The 17,215-nt window shown below is 72.0% G+C and carries 15 protein-coding genes and 2 pseudogenes; 3 read left to right on the top strand and 14 right to left on the bottom strand.

All coding sequences use genetic code 11. The features are described 5' to 3' along the window. Window position 1 precedes the first annotated feature (1 nt). The 14 genes from AB0I28_RS09445 to AB0I28_RS09380 all read right to left on the bottom strand — a co-directional run bounded on the left by AB0I28_RS09445 (window position 2) and on the right by AB0I28_RS09380 (window position 15,728). Window positions 2-1,012, bottom strand: a complete 1,011-nt coding sequence (locus AB0I28_RS09445; protein ID WP_357491356.1) for a 2-hydroxyacid dehydrogenase — start codon at window positions 1,010-1,012, stop codon at window positions 2-4. Next, on the bottom strand, window positions 1,009-2,085 hold the full coding sequence (locus AB0I28_RS09440) for an ABC transporter ATP-binding protein (RefSeq protein WP_357491354.1): 1,077 nt from the start codon (window positions 2,083-2,085) through the stop codon (window positions 1,009-1,011). Before AB0I28_RS09440 ends, AB0I28_RS09445 begins: the two co-directional genes overlap by 4 nt. Continuing rightward, entirely contained in the window at window positions 2,082-2,552 is a 471-nt protein-coding gene (locus AB0I28_RS09435; RefSeq protein ID WP_357491351.1) for an RpiB/LacA/LacB family sugar-phosphate isomerase, read from the bottom strand. Before AB0I28_RS09435 ends, AB0I28_RS09440 begins: the two co-directional genes overlap by 4 nt. Then, window positions 2,549-4,279 (bottom strand): dihydroxyacetone kinase family protein, encoded by a 1,731-nt coding sequence (locus AB0I28_RS09430; protein ID WP_357491348.1) that lies wholly within the window; start codon window positions 4,277-4,279, stop codon window positions 2,549-2,551. Before AB0I28_RS09430 ends, AB0I28_RS09435 begins: the two co-directional genes overlap by 4 nt. 13 nt (window positions 4,280-4,292) lie before the next feature. Next, window positions 4,293-4,952 carry an HAD family phosphatase gene (locus tag AB0I28_RS09425; RefSeq protein ID WP_357491345.1) on the bottom strand — a complete coding sequence of 220 codons (660 nt, stop codon included), beginning with the start codon at window positions 4,950-4,952 and terminating at the stop codon, window positions 4,293-4,295. Then, a complete protein-coding gene (locus AB0I28_RS09420) occupies window positions 4,949-5,734 on the bottom strand; it encodes a DeoR/GlpR family DNA-binding transcription regulator (RefSeq protein ID WP_357491342.1) in 786 nt (261 codons plus the stop codon). Before AB0I28_RS09420 ends, AB0I28_RS09425 begins: the two co-directional genes overlap by 4 nt. Beyond that, window positions 5,731-6,843 carry an ABC transporter ATP-binding protein gene (locus tag AB0I28_RS09415; protein WP_357491340.1) on the bottom strand — a complete coding sequence of 371 codons (1,113 nt, stop codon included), beginning with the start codon at window positions 6,841-6,843 and terminating at the stop codon, window positions 5,731-5,733. The genes AB0I28_RS09420 and AB0I28_RS09415 overlap by 4 nt, the downstream gene beginning before the upstream one ends. Beyond that, window positions 6,843-7,709 (bottom strand): carbohydrate ABC transporter permease, encoded by an 867-nt coding sequence (locus AB0I28_RS09410; protein WP_357491337.1) that lies wholly within the window; start codon window positions 7,707-7,709, stop codon window positions 6,843-6,845. The genes AB0I28_RS09415 and AB0I28_RS09410 overlap by 1 nt, the downstream gene beginning before the upstream one ends. Next, window positions 7,706-8,671: a sugar ABC transporter permease gene (locus AB0I28_RS09405; RefSeq protein ID WP_357491333.1), complete on the bottom strand. Its 966-nt coding sequence runs from the start codon at window positions 8,669-8,671 to the stop codon at window positions 7,706-7,708. The genes AB0I28_RS09410 and AB0I28_RS09405 overlap by 4 nt, the downstream gene beginning before the upstream one ends. Before the next feature lie 5 nt (window positions 8,672-8,676). Then, on the bottom strand, window positions 8,677-10,116 hold the full coding sequence (locus AB0I28_RS09400; RefSeq protein ID WP_357491331.1) for an extracellular solute-binding protein: 1,440 nt from the start codon (window positions 10,114-10,116) through the stop codon (window positions 8,677-8,679). Between the two features lie 190 nt (window positions 10,117-10,306). Further along, a complete protein-coding gene (locus tag AB0I28_RS09395) occupies window positions 10,307-10,960 on the bottom strand; it encodes a histidine phosphatase family protein (RefSeq protein ID WP_357491329.1) in 654 nt (217 codons plus the stop codon). Then, window positions 10,957-12,417, bottom strand: coding sequence for an FGGY family carbohydrate kinase (locus tag AB0I28_RS09390; RefSeq protein ID WP_357491327.1), 1,461 nt, complete (start codon window positions 12,415-12,417; stop codon window positions 10,957-10,959). The genes AB0I28_RS09395 and AB0I28_RS09390 overlap by 4 nt, the downstream gene beginning before the upstream one ends. A 252-nt stretch (window positions 12,418-12,669) precedes the next feature. Then, window positions 12,670-14,766: an alpha-galactosidase gene (locus AB0I28_RS09385; protein WP_357491325.1), complete on the bottom strand. Its 2,097-nt coding sequence runs from the start codon at window positions 14,764-14,766 to the stop codon at window positions 12,670-12,672. Between the two features lie 107 nt (window positions 14,767-14,873). Continuing rightward, window positions 14,874-15,728 (bottom strand): oxidoreductase, encoded by an 855-nt coding sequence (locus AB0I28_RS09380; RefSeq protein WP_357491324.1) that lies wholly within the window; start codon window positions 15,726-15,728, stop codon window positions 14,874-14,876. A gap of 107 nt (window positions 15,729-15,835) precedes the next feature. On the opposite strand from AB0I28_RS09380, the pseudogene AB0I28_RS09375 reads away from it, so the two are divergent. The 3 genes and pseudogenes from AB0I28_RS09375 to AB0I28_RS09365 all read left to right on the top strand — a co-directional run. Beyond that, window positions 15,836-16,006: pseudogene (locus tag AB0I28_RS09375) on the top strand (LysR family transcriptional regulator); the annotation flags it as partial. Window positions 16,007-16,202: 196 nt separating this feature from the next. After that, window positions 16,203-16,571 (top strand): annotated as a pseudogene (locus AB0I28_RS09370) (LysR substrate-binding domain-containing protein); the annotation flags it as partial. Continuing rightward, window positions 16,568-17,212: an NUDIX hydrolase N-terminal domain-containing protein gene (locus AB0I28_RS09365; protein ID WP_357491322.1), complete on the top strand. Its 645-nt coding sequence runs from the start codon at window positions 16,568-16,570 to the stop codon at window positions 17,210-17,212. The pseudogene AB0I28_RS09370 and the gene AB0I28_RS09365, both read left to right, overlap by 4 nt. Window positions 17,213-17,215: the final 3 nt, after the last annotated feature.

Here is a 17,215-nt window from a genome sequence, read left to right as displayed (position 1 = left end):
GTCACGCCGCCCGGTTGGCGAGTGCCTCGCCGCGCAGGTGGCGGCCGACCTCGGCGGCGCAGATGCGGGCGGCCTTCTCGGCGACCTCCTTGCTGCATCCGGCGATGTGCGGAGTGGTGACCAGGTTCGGTGTGCGCAGCAGACGGGAGCCCGCGGTGACCGGCTCCTCGGGATAGACGTCGAGCCCGGCGCCGGAGAGATGGCCGGCGTCGAGCGCGTCGCAGAGGGCGTCGTGGTCCACAAGGGATCCGCGGGCGCAGTTGACCAGGACCGAACCGCGCGGCATGGCGGAGAGTTCCTTCGCGCCGATCATGCCCTCGGTCTCGGGCGTCGCGCGGGCGTGCAGCGTGACGACGCGCGAGCGCGCGAGCAGTTCGGCGAGGGGGACGCTGTCCACGGTCGACGGATCGGCGTAGGGGTCGTGGACCAGCACCTCGGCACCGAAGGCGGCCAGGATCCGGGCGACTTTCGCGCCGATCGCGCCGTGTCCGACAACGCCTACGGTGGAGCCCTCGATCTCCAGTCCGGCGTTGTCGTAGTCGAAGTAGTCGCCGGCCCAGTCGCCGGCCGACAGAGCGGCATGGGAACGGGCGATGTTGCGCAGGGTGGCCAGGATCAGGCCGATGGCGTACTCGGCGGTGGCGACGGCGTTGCGGCCCGGGGCGTAGCAGACGGCCACGCCGTGGCGGGCCGCCGCTTCGAGGTTGACGTTGACCGGCCCGCCGCGGGAGACGACGACGAGCCGGAGGTCGGGCGCGGCGGCGAAGACCCGCTCGGTGAACGGGGCCAGGTGCGTCACGGCGATGTCCACACCGGACAGTGCGGCGATGAGGGTCTCCTCGTCGCCGGCGGCTTCGTGGACCTCCCCGACCTTCCCCCACGGCACACCGGGCCAGGGCAGCCGCAGCTCCCTGATCTGACGGTCGACGCCCGCCTCGGCCCGCAGCGCGGCCACGAACAGGCCGGTGCGCACGAAGTCGTCTCCCACGGCCAGGATCGCGTGTTCGGTCATCGCAGCCGTTCCTCCGTCTCCTTGTCGAACAGAAAGGTGCGCTCGCGCCCGAAGGCCAGCGGCAGCCGGTCGCCCGGCGCGATGGCCCGGCCCGCCTCGGTCTGCACCACGACCCTGCCGTCGACGCCGTCGAGTTCGACGGTCACCAGGCCGTACTCGCGCAGGTCCTCGTAGACGACCGCGATCCCCGTGGTGTCGGGGTTCTCGGCGATGGCGAGATCCTCGGGCCGCACACCGACCAGCACCTCTCGCCCGGCGCTCGCGGGAACACCGACCGGCACGGTCACCGCGCCGGACAGCCGCACCCCGCCCTGCCCGTCGTGGACGCCTTCGAGGATGTTCATCGCCGGCTCGCCGACGAAGCGCGCGACGAACAGGCCGCACGGGTCGTCGTAGATCTCGTCGGGCGTGCCGACCTGGCAGACCACGCCGTCGTTCATCACCACGACCCGGTCGGCAAGGCTCAGCGCCTCCTCCTGGTCGTGGGTGACCAGGATGGTGGTGTAGCCCAGTTCGCGCTGGAGATGCCGCAGTTCGCGGCGGGTCACGTCGCGCTGGGCGGCGTCGAGGTGCGACAGCGGTTCGTCGAGGAGGAGCACGTCGGGGGCCCGCACGACCGCGCGGGCCAGCGCCACGCGCTGCTTCTGGCCGGAGGAGAGCCCGGCCGGGCGCTGCCCGAGGATCCCGGTGATGCCGATGCGTTCGGCGACGTCGGCGACGCGCGCCTTGCGTTCGGCGCGCCCGACTCCCCGTGCCGCCAGACCGAAGGCGAGGTTCTCCGCGACGGTCAGCGGCGGGTAGAGCGCGTAGTTCTCGAAGGCCACGCCGACGTTGCGGCGCTGCGGCGCGAGCCCCACCAGGGAGCGGCCGCCGACCAGGATGTCGCCGTCGGTGACCTCCTCCAGCCCGGCGATCATGCGCAGTGTCGTCGACTTCCCGCAGCCCGAAGGCCCGAGCAGGCCGACGAGTTCACCGCCGCCGACCGAGAGGTCGAAGCCGCGCACCGCCTCCACCTCGGGCCGGCCCTTGGGCCGGAAGGTCTTGCGGACACCGGCCAGTTCGAGGTCGCTCACGCCCGGCCCTCCTCGTAAGCGTGGATGACGCCGACCTTCGCGCCCGACGGGGACGCGGGGTCGAACTCGTAGCCGAGCCACTCGGCGACCAGCCGCCGCGCGAGTTCGAGGCCGATGACGCGCTGCCCGAGAGTCAGCACGCGGCAGTCGTTGGAGCGCACCGAGCGTTCGCAGGAGTAGCTGTCGCCGACGGTCGCGGCGTAGACGCCGGGGACCTTGTTGGCGCTGATGGCCATGCCGATCCCGGTGCCGCAGACGAGGATCGCGCGATCCACCTCGCCGCGCGCGACGGCCTCGGCGACGCTGAGCCCGACGTTCGGGTAAGGCGTCGGCTCCCCGGCGCCGACGCCGAAGTCGGTGACGGAGGCGACGCGCTCGTCGGCGGCCAGATCGCGCGCGATCGCCTCCTTGTACTCGAATCCGGCCGCGTCCGCGCCGACCGCGATCCGCCACTTGTGGACGGTCACACCGCACCTCCGGGGTCGAGGATCCCGGCGACGGCCCGCGCGCACAGGGCGAGCGAGACCGCGCCCGGGTCGGGAGTGCCGACCGAGCGTTCGGCGAGCGGACGGGCCCTGCCGACCTTCGGTGCGAGGTCGCGCGTCGCCTCGGCGGCGTTGGCGGCGACCTCGGCGGCATCACGCCAGGCGGGACCGATCGCGTCCCCGTCGGCGTCGGCGAGGGCCTGCTGGAACGGGATCAGCGCGTCGAGAAGGGTCTTGTCTCCGGCGGTGGCCTTGCCGAGGTTGGTGATGGCGACGATCCCGGCGGCCACTCCGCCGGCGAGGGTCGTGAGGTCGGGGGCGTCCTCGTCACCGACGGCGTCACCGAGGGCGTGCAGTAAAGCGCCCCACAGGACGCCGGAGGTCCCACCACCGTTGTCGGCCCAGGCCGCACCGGCCACACGCAGGGTCTCCCCCGCCCCCAGATCCGGTCCCTCGACGGCTCGGCGGGCGGCGCGCAGGCCACGGACCATGCCGCGTCCGTGATCGCCGTCCCCGGCGACCGCGTCGAGTTCCCCGAGCGCGCGTTCGTTGTCCTCGACGACGGCGAGCATCGCACCGAGGCATTCGCGGACGGTCGCGGCCGCGCGGCGGGAATCCTCGGTGGCGGCGGGGATCTCGGCGGCTTCGGCGAGCGGCCGTTCGGCGGCGGCGGCGGCCGCCGCCGGGGTCCGGAAGGTGGGGCCCGACAGGTCGCCGCGCCGAAACGCCGGGGTGTCCGCCGGCGCGTTCCACAGCTCCTCCAGCTCGTCGTCGAGCCAGCACAGCGTCAGGGAGCAGCCGGCCATGTCGAGGGAGGTCACCAGTTCGCCGACCTCGGGTGTGACCACCTCGACTCCGGCGGCCGTGAGCTTTGGCAGCACGTCCTTCCAGACGACGAACAGCTCCTCGTACTTCGTCGAGCCGAGGCCGTTGAGGATGACCGCCGCGCGGCCGACGGCGCCTTGTGGCCGTTCGGCGAGGACGGCGTCGGTGAGGGCGGCGGCGAGGCCGGCGGCGCTGAGGCGGTCGACGGTCCGCACGCCGGGTTCGCCGTGGATGCCGAGGCCGAGTTCCATCCTGGCCGGGTCCACGGTGAACAGGGGCTCGTCGCGACCGGGGAAAGTGCAGCCGGCGAAGGCGGCGCCGAGGGTCCTGGTGCGGGCGTTGGCCTTCCGGGCGACGCGTTCGACATCGTCGACGGGCATCCCGCGTTCGGCGGCGGCACCGGCGATCTTGAAGACGCAGAAGTCTCCGGCGATGCCGCGCCGACTCGGTTCCTCCTCCGGTGGCGCCGAGGCGATGTCGTCGGTGACCAGGACGGTGCGGGAGTCGATCCCCTCGTCGCGCAGGCGGCGCTCGGCGATGCCGAAGTTGATCACATCGCCGGCGTAGTTGCCGAAGCTGAACAAGACCCCGGCGCCGGAGTCGACGGCCTTGCCGACGCGGTAGGCCTGCTCGGCCGAGGGCGAGGTGAAGATGTCGCCGATGACCGCTCCGTCGGCGAATCCCCGGCCGACCAGGCCGCAGAAGGCCGGGTAGTGGCCCGATCCGCCGCCGACGATGACGCCGACCTTGCCCGCAACCGGCCCGGACGCGCGCATGACCCCCGAGCAGCCCGGGACCCGCCGGACGTAGCGACCGTAGGCGGCGACGAAGCCCTCGACCATGTCGTCCTTGAAGGCGACGGGGTCGTTGAACAGCCTGGTCATGGGCGTACTCCTCTCAGCGGAGCAGGGAACGGACGTAGGCGAGCGCTCCCGCGTGGTCAGCGGCGACGTGGTCGGCCAGCGCGAGCGCTTCGGGGTCGGGCGGGTAGTCGCGGTTGGGGATGGCGACGACGTGGAGTCCGGCGGCGCGGGCCGAGCGGATGCCGTTGCCGGAGTCCTCGACGGCGAGGCCGTCGGCGGGGTCGAGGCCGATGCGGCGGGCGGCCTCGGCGTAGACGTCGGGGCTGGGTTTGCCGCGGTCGACCTCCTCGCTGGAGACGGTGGCGGCGAAGCCGTCGAGGCCGTAGTGGTCGAGGACGGCGTCGATCACCGGTCGCGCGGCCGAGGAGGCCAGGGCGATCGGAACGCGGTCGCGGGCCTCGGCGACGAGTTCGGGGGCGCCGGGCAGCAGGGGCGCGCGTCCACTTCGGACGGCGTCGGCGACATGCCCGACGCACTCGGCGCGGACGGTGCCGGCGAGGGCCGGATCACCGATCTTCGCGGCGACGTGAGCGGCCCACTCGGGTGAACTCATGCCCTGGCAGGTGCGAGTGTCGTCGAGGGTCCAGGCCGTGTGGCGCCTGGCGCAGCAGGCCGCCCAGCTCTCCTCCCACAACTGCTCGCTTTCGACGATGACGCCGTCCATGTCGAAGATGACGCCCTTGACCGCGCTCACTTCGCCACCTCGTAGGGGATGCCGTCGCGATCGAGTTCGGCAAGGTCGGCCTTGTCCGCACCGGCGTCGACGATCACGAGGTCGAAGACCGACAGCGGGACGAGACGGTGCAGGGCGACCTTGCCGAGCTTGGTGTGGTCGACCAGGAGGTAGCGCTTGGCGGCCACATCGAGCATCCGGCGTTTGACCGCGACGATCCGGTCCTCCTGGTGGAAGGCGTAGCGGCCGGAGACCGCCGAGGTGGACACGAACACGGCGTCGACGCGGATCGACTCGATGCACTCCAGGCAGGTCCCGCCGAGGAAGGAGTCGTGCAACGGGTCGTAGTCGCCGCCGAGCGCCATCAGCCCGATGCCGCCGATCTGGCTGAGCTGCCGCATGCCCTCCAGGTAGTTCGTCGCGACCCGCAGCGGGGTCCGCCCGGCGAGGAAGGGGATCATCGCGGCCGTCGTGGTGGCGTCGTCGAGCATGATCGACATGCCGGCCTCGACGTAGCCGACGGCGACCTCGGCGACCGCGCGCTTCTGGTCGCGCATCGACTTCTGCCGGTAGGCCACATTGGACTCGAAGACACCGGAGGGCTGCGCGGTGACACCGCCGCGGAACTTGCGCACGACGCCCTGCCGTTCGAGCTCGTCGAGGTCGCGGTGGACCGTCATGACGCTGACGTCGAAGATCTGCGCCAGCTCCTGTGCCGAGAGGCTGCCGCGCTCCAGCACGACCTCGGCGATCCTCTTCTGCCGTTGCTCGGGACTTTCCGACCCGCGCTGCTTTCCCGTCACGGTGACACCCGCTTCCCCTCGTCCCCAGTCGCGAAGACATGGACGGTCGATGGCCTGATGAGCAGACTCACCCTGTCATCCGTCGTCAGGCCCGCGACCGCCGCTCGGGGCGCGACCACCGCCAGGCGGGCGGCGCCCACGGCGACGGTGACCTCGGTGGCGCGTCCGAGGTGTTCGAGCACCCAGACGCGTCCTTCGACGGCCGACCAGCCTTCCGGGACCTCGTCGGCGCCCAAGCGCAGGCGCAGGTCGCGCGGGCGGACGCCGACCTGCACGGCCTCGCCCGGCGCGGCATCGACAGGCGGCAGCGGGAGCCGCAGGGCGCCGTCGTCGCTGACGAAGGCGGGACCATCGGCGGAGTCGGTGAGACCGCCGCCGACCAGCGTCATGCGGGGTTTGCCGAAGGCGCGGGCCACGAAGGCGTCGACCGGGCGGGCCCACACCTCCTCGGGTGTGCCGGCCTGGAGGATCCGGCCGTCGCGGATCACGCCGATCCGGTCGGCCAGCGACAGGGCCTCGACGTAGTCGTGGGTGACGTAGACGGTGGTCGTGCCGAGGTCGCGGCTGATCGTCTTGAGCTCGGCGCGCATCGACGCGCGGATCTTGGCGTCGAGGTGCGCGAGGGGCTCGTCGAGGAGGTAGGCGCGGGCCGGGCGGACCAGGACGCGGCCGAGCGCGACGCGCTGCCGCTGGCCGTTGGAAAGGCGGGTCACCGGGCGCTCGAGGAGACCGTCGATCCCGAGCGTCCCGGCGACCGCCCGGACCTTGGCGTCCACTTCGGACGCGGGCAACCGGAACAGCGGCGACCTCAGCGGTGAGGCGAGGTTGCCGTAGACGTCCAGCTGCGGATAGAGGGCGTAGCTCTCGAAGCACATCGCCAGACCTCGATGGGTCGGCTCGACGTCGTTCGAGGGCAGCCCGTCGATGACGACCTCGCCCGCGTCGGGTTCGACGAGCCCCGCGAGCGTCTTGAGCGTCGTCGTCTTACCCGCCCCGGAAGGGCCGAGCAGACAGAAGAACTCGCCGTCGGCGACCTCGAAGGACACGTCGTCGAGGGCCGTGGTCCTGCCGTACCTCTTGCGCAGCCCGCGCACTTCGACCGAGGCCATCAGCCCTTCACCGCCCCGAACGACAGTCCGCGGACCAGGTAGCGCTGGATGAACAGGGCCAGCACCAGCGGCGGCAGCGCCGCCATGACCGCCCCGGCCGCGACCAGGTTGAAGCGGACCAGGTTGCCGCCCAGGTAGGCCAGCGAGCTGACGGTGACGGTCTGGGCGTTGCTGGAGGTCAGCGTGAACGGGAAGATGAAGTTGTTCCAGGCGAAGATGAAGGCGAGCAGGCTCACCGCGGCGATGCCCGGCCGCACCAGCGGCAGGACGACCTTCACGAACACGCGCCTGCGGCTGTAGCCGTCGAGGAGGGCCGCCTCCTCCAGTTCCACGGGGAAGTCGGCGAAGAAGGACCGCAGGATCCACACCACCAGGGGCATGGTGACCAGCTGGAGGACCCAGATCATGCCGACGGCGGTGTCGTAGAGGCCGAGCTGCCGGTAGATGACCGCCAGCGGGATGATCACCAGCAGTTCGGGCGCGAAGCGGAAGCTGAGCAGGGTGAACATGAGGTTGTCGCTGCCCTTGAAGCGCCACCGGGCGGCGGCGTAGGCGGCGGGGATGCCGATCACCAGGGACACGAGCACCGCGCCGACCGAGGTGGTCAGGCTGGCCAGGAAGAAGCGGACGTAGGAGGAGCCGCCGCCGTCGAGGCCGAGGACCGTGCGGTAGTTGTCGAAGGTCGGCGAGAACCACAGGTAGGTGGTGGTCTGGTCGCGGTCGGCCTTGAGGCTCAGCGCGATGATGAACGCGATGGGCAGCAACGAGAACGCGAAGTAGACGACGAGGGCGATGTTGGCCGCGACGGCCGCGACCGGCGACCTGCGGCGCGTCTCGGGGCCCGGCGGGCGTCCTGGCGCGGTCATGCCGCCTCCCCGGCGGTGCGGTTCTGGAGCCGGCGGAGGTAGCCGACGAGGATCATCGAGATGAGGTAGACCGCCGCCCACAGCACGACCATGTAGGTGATGCCGCGGCTGTAGCGGGCGTAGCTGATCGACTCCAGGTAGGCGTTGATCTGGAGGGTCGTCGTCGAGTCGCCGGGTCCGCCGGTGGTCAGGCCGAAGATGATGTCGAACATCTTCAGGCTGTCCATGAGCCGGAAGATGACCGCGACGAACACGTAGGGCCACAGCATCGGCAGGGTGAGCCGGCGGAAGGTGAACCACCAGCCGGCACCGTCGACGGCCGCGGCCTCGAACGGCGAGGCCGGCAGCGAGCGCAGTCCGGCGAGGGCGATGATCGCCACGAAGGGCGTGTAGATCCAGGCGTCGACGACGACCGACCAGAGGAAGGCCCACAGTGGACTGTCGGTGCCGGTGTAGCCGGTCACGCCGAGTCCTTCGAGGATCGGGCGGACCCAGCCGACCTCGGGGAGCAGCAGCAGTTTCCACATGATCGCGGCCAGGATCGGGGCGACCATGAGCGGGACGATCAGGGCGCGTTCCAGGATCCTTCCGAGGATCCCGCCTCGGTAGAGCAGGAGCGCCACGCCCACGCCGAGGACGGTCTCGACGGCGGTGGCGGTCAGCGCGAAGGAGCCGGTGACCCGCACGGAGTTCCAGAAGGGCGCGCTGGTGGTGATCTCGGCGAAGTTGCGCAGCCCGACGAATGCGGGGTTCGGGTTGGCCGCCGAGAAGTTGAAGACGGTGTAGCTCACCCCGACGAAGAACGGGTAGAGGATGCCGACGCACAGCAGGACCGCCGGGACGGCCAGGATGTAGGGGCGCAGGCGCCGCCGGCGCCGCGACACCGTCGGCCGTCGTCCTTCGGGACCCGAGGGTGGCCGCGCCGGGGGTTCGGCGCGGTCCACTTCGGACGGGGTGGTCACCGACATCAGTCGTTGACCCTCGGTTCGAGGCTGGTGGCCAGTTCGTCGAGCGTGGCCTTGGCGTCGGCGCCGCCGTAGACGTCCTGGAGCGCCGCCGCCCAGGACGTGGTGGCGTCGAAGAAGTTCTTCTGCGGGGTGAACTGGATCTTCGTGGAGTCGATGACCTGCTCGAAGGTCTCCAGGAAACCGGTGTTGGGGGCGAGGCGGTCCTTGTACTCCGCCGAGGTGGCCACCGACTGCCGCACGGCGTCGATGTGCTGGCCCTGGGTGGCGGCGTACTGGAGGTGCTCCTTCGACTCGGCCCACTGGAGGAACCACCAGGCCGCCTCCTTGTTCTTGGAGGCCGAGTTCATCGCCAGCGACCAGATCCACAGGTTCGTGTTCAGGTTGCCATCGGGGCCCTTCGGTCCCGGGTGCCAGGCGAGTTTCCCGGCGGCGGCGGTGTTCTCGTTTTGGAAGTAGGAGGCGATGTCGGCGTCGAAGAGCATCCCGGCCTTGCCCGCGCCGAGGTCGCTGGAGGCCTGGTACCAGGTGTAGGAGGTCCAGCCGGCGGGCCCGGAGTCGCGGACCATCCCGGCCCACTTGTCGGTGAAGGCGATCGCCTCCGGCGAGTTCATCAGCGGCTTGAGGCGGCCGTTCTCGACGGCGAAGTCCTTGAGCCCGAGCCGGGTGTACATGGTCATGAAGCCCGGGTGGATCGTCGCCCACTCCTTCGAGCCGCGCACGGCGATGCCGTACATGTCGCCGAACCCGTTGGACGAGGCCTTCGAGTCGATGGTCTTGGCCAGCTCGATGAGTCCGTCGAAGTCCTCGGCGGGGACGAGGCCGAGCTTGTCGAAGACGTCCTTGCGGTAGGCGACGACGTTGCTCTCGAAGCCCCAGGGCAGCATCCACTGGCGGTCGCCGCCGAGCGGGTTGCCGTTGGTGAAGTCCCACTGCCCGGCGGTGAGCAGGTTGGGGTAGAAGTCGGCGGGATCGAACTCGGCGTGCGTCGCCGAGGCGTTGCGGATCCACGGGTTGAGGTCTTCGAGGTATCCGGGCGGGCCGTACTGCCAGACCATGTAGGCGCCCAGCATGAAGGCGTCGTAGCCGCCCTGGCCGGACTGGAGTTCGAGGGTGACCTTGTCGAAGTAGTTCGATTCGGGGAACTCGTCGATCTGGAGGGTGATGCCGGTCTTGGCGGTGAACTCGGCCTGGTGCGCCTTGAGGGCGTCGGTGTAGGGGTGCTTGTTCATCAGAAGCTTCACGGTCTTGCCGTCGTGCTTCTTCCAGTCGAAGGCGCCGGTGACGTCGTCGGCGGCCGAGCCGCCCTCGTCGGCGGGTCCGCCGCCGAAGCCGCAGGCCGACAGGAGCGGGGCGGCGGCCGAGAGCGCGGTTCCCAGCCCTGCCAGGCGAAGGAGCTCACGGCGGCCGATGCCGTGGCGCGCGGATCGTTCGCTGTTCATGGCGTTCTTGCCTCCGGGGTCGAGGTGGGAACGGTGCCCGCGCGGGGGAAGCGGGCGGGCGGTGATGGCGGGGTTTCGGGGTGATTTCGCAAGTGGTGTCCGGAGCATATGAGCGTTGTTCACACGAGGTCAAGGCCTCTTAACGACGAATCTTGTTAAATCCCTTGCCCGGTACCAGATCCAGCCGCTCTCACCACGCCGCGCCGAACCCCTCGCGGGTCAGCACCGGGTTGAAGGCGAGCAGCTCCCATGCCTCGGCCGCCGCGTCGACGGGGCGGCGAAGGATCGCCCCGCTCGTGTTGCCCACCTTCGGATACAGCCGCCGGTACTCCGCCGGATCGGCTCCCGTCAGGTGGCAGGCGACCAGCCGCAGCAAGGTGCTGTGGCACACCACCAGCACGACTCCCCCGACGTGGGCGCGCGCCGCGTCGTCCACCGCCGCGCTCCCCCGGGCGATGGCGTCCCACGGGTCTTCACCGCCCGGCAGCGGATTGGCGACCGGGTCGGCGACGAAGGCCTCGCGTGCGCGCGGCCACCGTCGGCTCATCTCCTCGGCCGTGAGCCCTTCGGCCGCACCGAAGTCGAGCTCCACCAGGCGATCGTCGGTCAGGTGCGGCAGCCCGGCGGCGTCCGCGGCGGGCGCGGCGGTCCGGATCGCGCGGGTCAGCGTCGAGCTGTGCACGGCGCTGAGGGCGGGGGTCGCGGCGGCCCAGCCGGCGAGCTCGGCGGCCTGCCGCTCGCCGGTCTCGGTCAGGGGCAGGTCGGTCCGGCCGCAGTAGCGGTTCTCCCGGTGCCAGGGGGTCTCGCCGTGGCGGATCAGGGCGATGATCGTGTGCCGGCTCATCGGTCTCCTCCGGGTGCCGCGGCGGCCGCGAGGCCCGCGTCGATCCAGCCTCGCGCGGCGAGTTCGCCGACGAGTCGCGCGTAGGCCTCGTCGAGTGGGCCGGGGTGTTCGGGGGCGAAGGTCCGCGCGGGGCCGAGCATTCGCCGGGCGGCCGTGACCAGGCCTCCGTTCGCGGAGGCGGCGGCGAGCACGGCCATGCCGAAGGCGCCCTCGGCCTCGGCCGGGACGCGGATCTCACGACGCAGGCCGGCGGCGTGCAGCCGCATCCAGTGGTCGCTGCGGCTCGCGCCGCCGGTGACGGTCACGGCGCCTTCGACGGGTAGCCCGAGGCGGGCGACGTGGTCGAGGCTCAAGCGGGCGGCAAGGACGACTCCGCGCAGGATCGCGGTGTAGCGGTCGCGGTCGGAGGCCACGGTCCCGAGTGTGAAGGCCCGCGCGTCGGCGCGCTGGAAGGGGAAGCGTTCGCCGAGTCCGGACAGGGGGTAGGTGACCGCGCCGGAGCCGCCGGATTCCAGCTCGGGCCGGGGGCCGCCGAACTCGCGGGTCAGCAGTCCGGCGCCGGCGCTGGACGCGCCGCCGGGCCACCAGCGTCGGTCGGGTGAGCGGTGCGAGTACAAGGCGCCGGTCGGGTCGGTGGGCAGCGTGTCGGCGACTCCCTTGAGGACCGTCGTGGTGCCGGCGACGAAGCTCCAGCGGCCGGGTTCCAGTACGCCGGCGGCGATCTGGGCGGCGCAGCCGTCGGTCATGCCCGCGACGACGGGCGCGCCGGAGGTCAGGCCGGTCGCCTCGGCCGCCGCCGGGCTCACCTGCCCGAGGGTGTCGCCGGGGCGAACCAGGGGCGGCAGGCGATCGGCGGGCAGGCCGAGCCGGGCGAGGTCGGCGAGCGGCCAGGTGCCCGACACCGGGTCGGCGCCGGTCTTGAGGGCATTGCTGGTGTCGGTGGCGGCCGGGTGGCCGGTCAGGCGTGAGGTGATGACGTCGACCTGGTGGGCGATGCGGGCGCGCGGGTGGTCGCGGTGGTGCCGGAGCAGCCACAGGGCCTTCGGCAGGGCCCAGGTGCGCTGCGGACGCAGGCCGGCCTCGGCCCAGGCGGGGGCCGGTGCGGCGGCGACCCGGGCGGCCTCGGCGACCGCGCGGGCGTCGTCGTACATCAGGCCCGGGGTGAGCGGGCGAGCCGGATCGCCGGGCGCGTCCTCGACCAGGAGGATCGTGCCGGACGTGCCACAGCAGGCGACACCGGCGACCGGCGGGCGCCCGGCGTCGGCGGTGGCCCGGCGGAGGGCGGCGACGGCCGCGCGCCACCAGGACTCGGGGTCCTGCTCGTGGCGCTCGCCGTCGCGGGTACCGGTCAGGGTGGCCGATCCACGGCCCAGCACGGTGCCGTCGTCGTCGGCCAGGACCGCGCGGACGCTCTGGGTGCCGAGGTCGACGCCCGCCCACACGTGTCGTCCGGTCACCGGGACACCTCCCTGTTATGGATGTTGAGAAGATAACAGGAAAGCACGGTATGGCGGTTGCGGCGAGGCTCGGCGGCCGTACTTCAGGGCGGCCCGGGTCGCCAACCCGTCGTTTCCACTGTCAGCTTTCCTCTTCCGCCGGGGCCGCCGGGCTGGAAGGCTGGAGCCGGTCGAACCGGTCCTCCGCTGCGTTCGGGCGTCCGCTTCGACCCAAGTGAAGGCCGGGCCGAGACCCGGCCTTCACCGCGAGCCCTATATCCGGCGCAGTTCGAGCACGTAGGCGTCGGCCGGGGCCAGGACCGGGCCGGCGAGGCCGAATCCGGCGAGGGTCTCCCCGGAGCGGACGACGTCGAGCTTCCAGGGCTCCCCGCGCCGCCAGTCCGGCGCCGGGATCTCCGGCAGGAGCGCGACGGAGTACTCCGCCTGCGGGTCGAGTCCGGGCAGGCGCAGGCGGACCGGCGCCGTCGAGGCGGACGTGGCGAGCTGCGCGTAGGCGAACACCGCGTGCGAGCGGTCCGGTGACACGATCCCGTAGAGGTGCGCCGACTCGTCGGCGTGGTCCACGCGGACGGTCCGTCCTGTGTGGAGAGTCGAGCGCAGGCGCCGGTAGGCGGCCACCCAGTCGGCGAGTTCGGCCAGTTCCTCCTCGGTGCAGGTGGTGATGTCCCACTCGATGCCGGCGTGGCCGAACAGGGCCGTGACCGTGCGCAGCCGCAGCCTGGTCGCGCGGCCCATCTGGTGGTTGACGGGGGCGGAGACGTGCGCGCCGACCAGCTCGGGCGGGATCAGCTGCCCGACCCAGCGCTGGATGTGCTGGCGTTCGAGGCCGTCGGTCATGTCCGAGGCCCACACGCGGTCGGTGCGGGCGAGGATGCCCAGGTCGACGCGCGAGCCGCCCGACGAGCAGGACTCGATCTCCAGGCCGGGGTGGCGCGCCTTCAGCTCGTCGATGAGCCGGTAGGCGGCCAGCGTCTGCTCGTGGACTCCGGCGTGCCCGTCGTGGACCGCCTCGACGAGGTCGCGGTTGTGGTCCCACTTCAGGTAGGTCAGCTCGTACTCGGTCACCAGCGCGTCGAGGCGTTCGAGGATGTGCGCGAAGGCCTCCGGGCGGGCGATGTCGAGGACGTGCTGGCTGCGCTGCTCGGCCGGCAGGCGGCCCGGGGCCGCGAGGATCCAGTCGGGGTGCTCCTCGGCCAGCTTCGAGCGCGGGTTGATCATCTCCGGCTCGACCCACAGGCCGAACTCGATCCCCGCCTCGCGGACGTGCCGCGCCAGCGGGTGCAGGCCTTCGGGCCACACGTCGGGGTCGACGTGCCAGTCGCCGAGGCCGGAGGTGTCGTCGCGGCGGCCGAGGAACCAGCCGTCGTCGAGGACGTAGCGTTCGACGCCGATGGCGGCGGCCTTGTCTGCCAGGGCCTTGAGCTTGGCCAGGTCGTGGTCGAAGTAGACCGCCTCCCAGACGTTGAGGGTCAGCGGGCGCTCGGTCGACGGGTGGGTCCGGCGACCGCGCATCCAGGCGTGCGTGATGTCGGAGAGCCCGTCGAGGCCGTTGGGCGAGTAGGCGAAGTAGACCCACGGCGTTCGGTAGGTGCCGCCGGGCGCGAGGCGGACCTCCCCGGCGGTGAGGAGTTCACCGCCGCCGAGGACGGCGTCGGCGTCGTGCAGGCGCTGCGCGAGGTGCAGGTGGTTTCCGCTCCAGCCGACGTGCACGCCCCAGACCTCGCCGTGCCGGAAGCCGAACCCGGGTGTGCCCGCCACGAACAGCGGCGGCGAGTCGAAGCCGGTACGGCCGCGGCGGTTCTCATGGACCACTGTGGACTGTCCGAACTGGACGCGCTGCGGGAAGCGCTCGCGGCCCCAGTGCCCGGTGGTGTCGAGGATCTCGGCGGCCTCGGCGGGCACCGGGAGGAGCGCGAGGACGCCGTCGGCGGTCCAGGTGCCCTTGCCGGTGTTGCAGACGGTGTGGCGGACGCGCAGCAGGCCCTCGGGCGACAGATGCAGCTCGCTGCGCACGTCGATCCCGGCTAGGTCGTCCATCGCGTCGACGGTGATGCCACCGCCGCCGGCCGGATCGACGTGGACGGCGGGCGGCGCGGCGACGGTCAGGCGCAGGTGCGATCCTCCGCCGTCGCGGTGGCCGGAGACACCGGGGCGGCCCATCCACCCGTCGCACTGGGCGGGGAGGAGGACGGCGCCGAGGACGTCGCGGGACTGCTCGACGGACGGCGCGGAGGTGACCCGGCCGCCCCAGTGCAGGACCCGGGGAAGGCCCGGGCCGGTGGTGTCGATGACGATGCTGGCGGCCCCCGCGGTGAGGACCACGGGGGCTCCGGTGAGGGTGTGCGTCATGTCTCGAATCGACTCCGCTGAAGGGTGGCATGGCGGCGGGGCAGTCCACCGCGTTCACACTTAATCACAGAGGATCGAACATGACCACCGGGAGTTTCGCTCGCTTCTCAGTCGATCTCCACGTCCCGGCCGACCTTCTCCCACGCGGCGAGTTCGGCCCGGTTGCGCTCCGCGCCGGCGATGACCCCGTCGACGGCGTCGTCGCCCAGCGCCAGGCGCAGCGGCGTCGACTCCGCGTCGAGGGCCCGCAGGATCGCCGCGGCGGCCTTGGCCGGGTCGCCGGGCTGCTTGCCGTCGCTGGCGGGCAGCGCCTCACGGACCGGCCCGACGATGTCGGCGTAGGCCTCGATCGGCGCCGCGAGGTCCAGCGAGCCGCCGGCGAAGGAGGTGCGAAAGGAGCCGGGTTCGACGATGAGCACCTTGATCCCGAAGGGCGCGACCTCGCCGGCGAGCGCCTCGGACAGGCCTTCGAGGGCGAACTTCGTCGCCGAGTAGCCGCCGACGCCCGGGAAGGTGAAACGTCCGCCCATGCTGCTCATCTGCACGATCGCGCCCGAGTTCCGCCGGCGCATGTGCGGCAGGACCGCGCGGGTGAGGGCGGCGGGGCCGAACAGGTGCAGGTCCATCAGCTCGCGCAGTTCACGGTCGGTGGTCTCCTCGACGGCGCCGACGAGCCCTCGTCCGGCGTTGTTGACCAGGACGTCGACGCGGCCGTACCAGAGGACGACCTCGGCGACGACCTCGGTGATGCGCGCGTGGTCGGTCACGTCGAGGGCGAGCACGGCGACGCGGTCGGGGTGCCGGGCGCGGAGGTCTTCGAGGGCTGCGACGCGTCGTGCGGTCAGGACGACGGTGTCTCCGGTGGCGAGCGCGGTCTCGGCGATGGCGCGGCCGAAGCCGGCGGAGGCGCCGGTGATGAGCCAGACGCGGCCTTCGGCGGTTCGGGTGGGGGTGCTGTTCACGGTGGTTCTCCTCGGTTCCGGTGTACGGATCAGTTATCTCCCGGTGGGCGCGGTGACGCCCAAGACAGGTTTCCTCTCGCGTCATAAACGGTGTTTATGCTGCCTGCATGGAGCTTCGCGAGCTGCGGTATCTGGTCACGATCGCCGAGGAGGGGAACCTGGGGCGGGCTGCGGCGGTGCTGTACGTGAGCCAGCCGGCGCTGTCCTATGCGCTGCGGAAGCTGGAGAAGGAGCTCGGGGTGCGGTTGTTCGACCGGCATCCGGGCGGGGTCGCGGCGACGGCGGCCGGGAGCGAGATCGTCGACGAGGCCCGGCGGACACTGCGGCAGGCCGAGCGGATCACCGCGGCCGCCGCCCGGCATCGCGACGGCGCCGCTTCGGTGCTGCGTGTCGGGTTCGAGGCGAGCGGTGCCGGCGAGCTGACGACGAGGGCGCGGGCGGAGTTCGCGCGCCGGTGCCCGCCGGTTCGCCGACCGGTCCGAACTGTCCATCATGGAGGTGGCCGGCGAGCCTCTCATGTGGACCGACCAGGCGCCGCGCGCCTGGGTCGACTGGTGGGCGGTGAATCCGCGGCCCGACGGGTCGAGCCCGGTGTGGGGGCCGCGCAACGACAACGTCGAGGAGATGCTGGAGACCGTCGCGGGCGGCGGGGCGATCTGCTTCGCTCCGGCGAGCATGGCCCGCTACTACGCCCGTCCCGACCTGGTGTGGGTGCCGCTGACCGACGTCGAGCCGCTGCGGGTGGCGCTGGCGTGGGCCGAGGACGTCGAGACCGCGCACGTGCGCGGCTTCGCCGAGGTGGTCCGGGAACTGGCCGCCCCGGCGCCTAAGCTCCCGTCATGACGATCGATCCGGTACGCACCCTGCACACGATGGCCGTGGAACTGGGTGCGATGGCCCAAAACGGGCTCTATTACGCCACCGACAAGTACGATCTGGCGCGCTACCGGCGGATGCGCGAGATGACCGGGGAGATCCTGGAACTGATCTCGGCGACCGATCCGGCGCAGCTTCGCGCCGGACTCGACCTCGAACTCGGCCACGCCACGCCGAAGCTCGACGTGCGGGGCGCCTTGTTCGACGGCGACCGGGTACTGCTGGTCAAGGAGGTCCGCGACGGCCGCTGGACGCTGCCGGGCGGCTGGGTCGACGCTCTCGACGAGCCGCGTGCGGCCGCCGAGCGGGAGTTCGCCGAGGAGGCCGGGCTGCGGGTGCGCACCACGAGGCTGGCCGCCGTGCACGACGGCAGCATCCACAATGGACATAACCCGGTCAGTCCGTGGCACGTCTACAAGCTCTTCTTCCTGGTGGAGCGCACCGACGACGCCGCCCCGCAGGCCGGTCTCGACGGCGAGACCAGCGACGTCGGCTTCTTCGCCGTCGAGGACCTGCCGGAGCTGTCGACCGGGCGGACCACCGCCGAGCAGCTGGCGCTGCTGCTGGCTCACCACAAGGACGCCTCACTGGCGACCGACGTGGATTAGGGG

The organism is Phytomonospora sp. NPDC050363, assembly GCF_040655735.1.
Lineage (GTDB): Bacteria > Actinomycetota > Actinomycetes > Mycobacteriales > Micromonosporaceae > Phytomonospora.
The sequence above is the reverse complement of the archived record's forward strand: the minus strand, read 5'-3'. Positions and strand labels throughout refer to the sequence as shown.

Excerpts from the sequence above, each read along its gene's own strand:
- AB0I28_RS09445 (WP_357491356.1), bottom strand. The coding sequence starts at position 1,012 with ATGACCGAACACGCGATCCTGGCCGTGGGAGACGACTTCGTGCGCACC.
- AB0I28_RS09430 (WP_357491348.1), bottom strand. The coding sequence starts at position 4,279 with ATGACCAGGCTGTTCAACGACCCCGTCGCCTTCAAGGACGACATGGTC.
- AB0I28_RS09415 (WP_357491340.1), bottom strand. The coding sequence starts at position 6,843 with ATGGCCTCGGTCGAAGTGCGCGGGCTGCGCAAGAGGTACGGCAGGACC.
- AB0I28_RS09410 (WP_357491337.1), bottom strand. The coding sequence starts at position 7,709 with ATGACCGCGCCAGGACGCCCGCCGGGCCCCGAGACGCGCCGCAGGTCG.
- AB0I28_RS09400 (WP_357491331.1), bottom strand. The coding sequence starts at position 10,116 with ATGAACAGCGAACGATCCGCGCGCCACGGCATCGGCCGCCGTGAGCTC.
- AB0I28_RS09395 (WP_357491329.1), bottom strand. The coding sequence starts at position 10,960 with ATGAGCCGGCACACGATCATCGCCCTGATCCGCCACGGCGAGACCCCC.
- AB0I28_RS09385 (WP_357491325.1), bottom strand. The coding sequence starts at position 14,766 with ATGACGCACACCCTCACCGGAGCCCCCGTGGTCCTCACCGCGGGGGCC.
- AB0I28_RS09365 (WP_357491322.1), top strand. The coding sequence starts at position 16,568 with ATGACGATCGATCCGGTACGCACCCTGCACACGATGGCCGTGGAACTG.